Origin of the sequence: Nocardiopsis halophila DSM 44494, assembly GCF_000341245.1 — a bacterium.
GTDB classification, from domain to species: Bacteria; Actinomycetota; Actinomycetes; order Streptosporangiales; family Streptosporangiaceae; genus Nocardiopsis_A; species Nocardiopsis_A halophila.
This window is the reverse complement of sequence record NZ_ANAD01000109.1, coordinates 1-2,677: the sequence shown is the minus strand read 5'-3', so window position 1 is coordinate 2,677 and position 2,677 is coordinate 1. Positions and strand designations below refer to the sequence as shown.

At 75.6% G+C, this 2,677-nt stretch carries 3 protein-coding genes; 2 read left to right on the top strand and 1 reads right to left on the bottom strand.

Translation table 11 applies throughout. From position 1 onward, the window contains the following. A partial coding sequence (locus D450_RS0113590; protein ID WP_039820485.1) for an SDR family oxidoreductase occupies window positions 1–804 on the top strand: 804 nt, incomplete at its 5' end. Next, entirely contained in the window at window positions 801–2,270 is a 1,470-nt protein-coding gene (locus D450_RS0113585; protein ID WP_017539215.1) for a rhamnulokinase, read from the top strand. The genes D450_RS0113590 and D450_RS0113585, both read left to right, overlap by 4 nt. Before the next feature lie 62 nt (window positions 2,271–2,332). Here the strand turns inward: D450_RS0113585 and D450_RS0113580 are convergent, their stop codons facing one another. Then, on the bottom strand, window positions 2,333–2,518 hold the full coding sequence (locus tag D450_RS0113580; RefSeq protein ID WP_017539214.1) for a hypothetical protein: 186 nt from the start codon (window positions 2,516–2,518) through the stop codon (window positions 2,333–2,335). Between the last annotated feature and the right edge of the window lie 159 nt (window positions 2,519–2,677).

Below are 2,677 nucleotides of genomic sequence, written 5' to 3'. Positions count from 1 at the left end.
CCCGCCCAAAAGCCGCTGGCCACGCGGGTGGCGTTCGTGACCGGTGCGGCCTCGGGGATCGGCCGGGCGGTCGCCGGGCGGCTGGCCGCCGAAGGCGCCTGCGTCGTGGTCGCCGACCTCGACGCGGACCGGGCGCGCGCCGCGGCCGAGGAGATCGGCGGCCCCGACACCGCGGTCGGCGTGGCCGCCGACGTCGCGGACGAGGCCGCGGTCCGCGCCGCCCTGCGCGAGGCCGTCCTGGCCTTCGGCGGCGTGGACCTGGTGGTCAACAACGCCGGGCTGTCGCTGTCCAAGCCGCTGCTGGAGACCACCGAAGAGGACTGGGACCTGCAGCACGACGTCATGGCCAAGGGGTCGTTCCTGGTGGCCAAGAACGCCTCGGCGATCCTGGCCGACCAGGGCCTCGGCGGGGACATCGTCTACATCGCCTCCAAGAACTCGGTGTTCGCCGGCCCCAACAACGTGGCCTACTCGGCGGCCAAGGCCGACCAGGCCCACCAGGTGCGCCTGCTGGCCGCCGAGCTCGGCGAGCACGGCATCCGGGTCAACGGCGTCAACCCCGACGGCGTGGTGCGCGGCTCGGGCATCTTCGCCGGGGGGTGGGGCGCCCAGCGGGCCAAGACCTACGGCATCGAGGAGAAGGACCTGGGCCGGTTCTACGCCCAGCGCACCATCCTCAAGCGCGAGGTCCTGCCCGAGAACGTGGCCAACGCGGTCTTCGCCCTGTGCACCGGCGACTTCTCGCACACGACGGGCCTGCACGTCCCGGTCGACGCCGGTGTGGCGGCGGCCTTCCTGCGGTGAGGGGGGCGAGCGCGCAGGCCCCGGCGCTGGCCGCGGTCGACCTCGGGGCCACCAGCGGGCGCGTCGTCCTGGGCCGCCTGGAGGAGGGGCGGCTCACCATGGAGCAGGTCGCCCGCTTCCCCAACACGCCCGTGCGGTTCACCGAAGGGCGGGGCGAGGGCCTGCACTGGAACATCCAGGCGCTCTACGGCGCCGTGGAGGAGGGGCTGGGCCGGGCGGCGGCCGCGGCCCCCGGGCTGTGCAGCATCGGCATCGACTCCTGGGCGGTGGACTACGGGCTGCTGCGGGGCGGCCGGATGCTCGGCGTCCCCTACCACTACCGGGACGGGCGCTCCGCCCGGGGCGTGGAGCTGGTGCACGCCGTGACCGACGGCGCCGAGCTGTACGCCCGCAACGGCCTGCAGCACCTGGACTTCACCACGCTGTTCCAGCTGGCGGCCGAGCGCGAGTCCGGGTTCCTGGGCCTGGCGGACCGCCTCCTGCTGCTCCCGGACCTGGTGGCCTACTGGCTCACCGGGCGGGCCCGGGCCGAGGCCACGAACGCCTCGACCACGGGGCTGCTCTCGGTGGCCGACCGGTCCTGGGACACCGGGCTGATGGCGCGGCTGGGGTTCGATCCGGGGCTCTTCGCGGACCTGGTCCGGCCCGGGGAGCGGATCGGGCCGCTCACCCCGGAGGCGGCCGGGCGCCTGGGGACCGACCGGGACGGCGTGCAGGTGACGGCGGTCGGATCGCACGACACGGCCTCGGCCGTGGCGGCGGTGCCGTTCGAGGACCCCGACGCGGCCTACATCTCCTCCGGGACCTGGTCGCTGGTGGGCCTCGAACTCGACCGGCCGGTGCTCACCGCGCGGGCGCGGGAGGCGAACTTCACCAACGAGGGCGGCGTCGACGGGCGGGTGCGCTTCCTGCGCAACGTCTCGGGGCTATGGCTGCTCAGCGAGTCCATCCGGACCTGGCGGGGCGGCACCGAGGGCGCCGGGGGCGCGGACGGGGCCGCCCTGGAGGACCTGCTGGCGGCCGCGGCGGCGGTGGAGGGGCAGGTCCCCGTCTTCGACGCCGCGGACCCCCGGTTCGTCCCGCCGGGCGACATGCCCGCGCGCATCCGGGGGTGGTTCGAGGAGCGCGGGGTCCGGCCGCCCGGGTCCCGGGCGGAGGTGGTCCGCAGCATCCTGGAGTCGCTCGCTGCGGCCTATGCCCGCACGATCGACACGGCCGAGGAGCTGTCCGGCCGCAAGGCCGGGACGGTGCACGTGGTCGGGGGCGGTTCGCAGAACGCGCTACTGTGCCGGCTCACCGCCCGCCGCACGGGCAGGCGCGTGGTGGCCGGCCCGGTGGAGGCGACGGCCATCGGCAACCTGCTGGTCCAGGCCAGGGCGGCGGGGCTCGTCGACCCGGACGCCGCCCTGGAGGACCTGCGCGCCATCGTGCGCGCGTCCTTCCCGGTCACCGTCTACGAGCCCTGACCCGCCGGGGCGGGGAGCGCCGCCGCCGGGGCGGGCCCGTCGGGCCCGCCCCAGCGGCGCGATCACGCCACCAGTTCGAGGAGGGCGTCGACGCCGCGTTCGAGGAGCTGGTCGTGGGTGAGGAGCACCTGACCGTCCTCGTCGGCGCGCGAGGCGGGGGAGACCTTGAGGCGTCCGTCGCCGTCGCGACGGACCGAGCTCCCGGGTCCGGCGTAGAGCAGCGCGAGGACGAGGCCTTCACGGTTCATGGGGGTACGTCTCCGACCTGTGTGGAGTGGGGGAGCCCGAGTATCGCAGCGGGCGCGGCGGCCGTCGCCCCCCGGAGAGGTGGGTTTCCGCTCACAGGGCGGGCACGACTGCGACACACGGGGGAGTGGCGCGGCCCACCATGGTAGTGCAGGCGACGG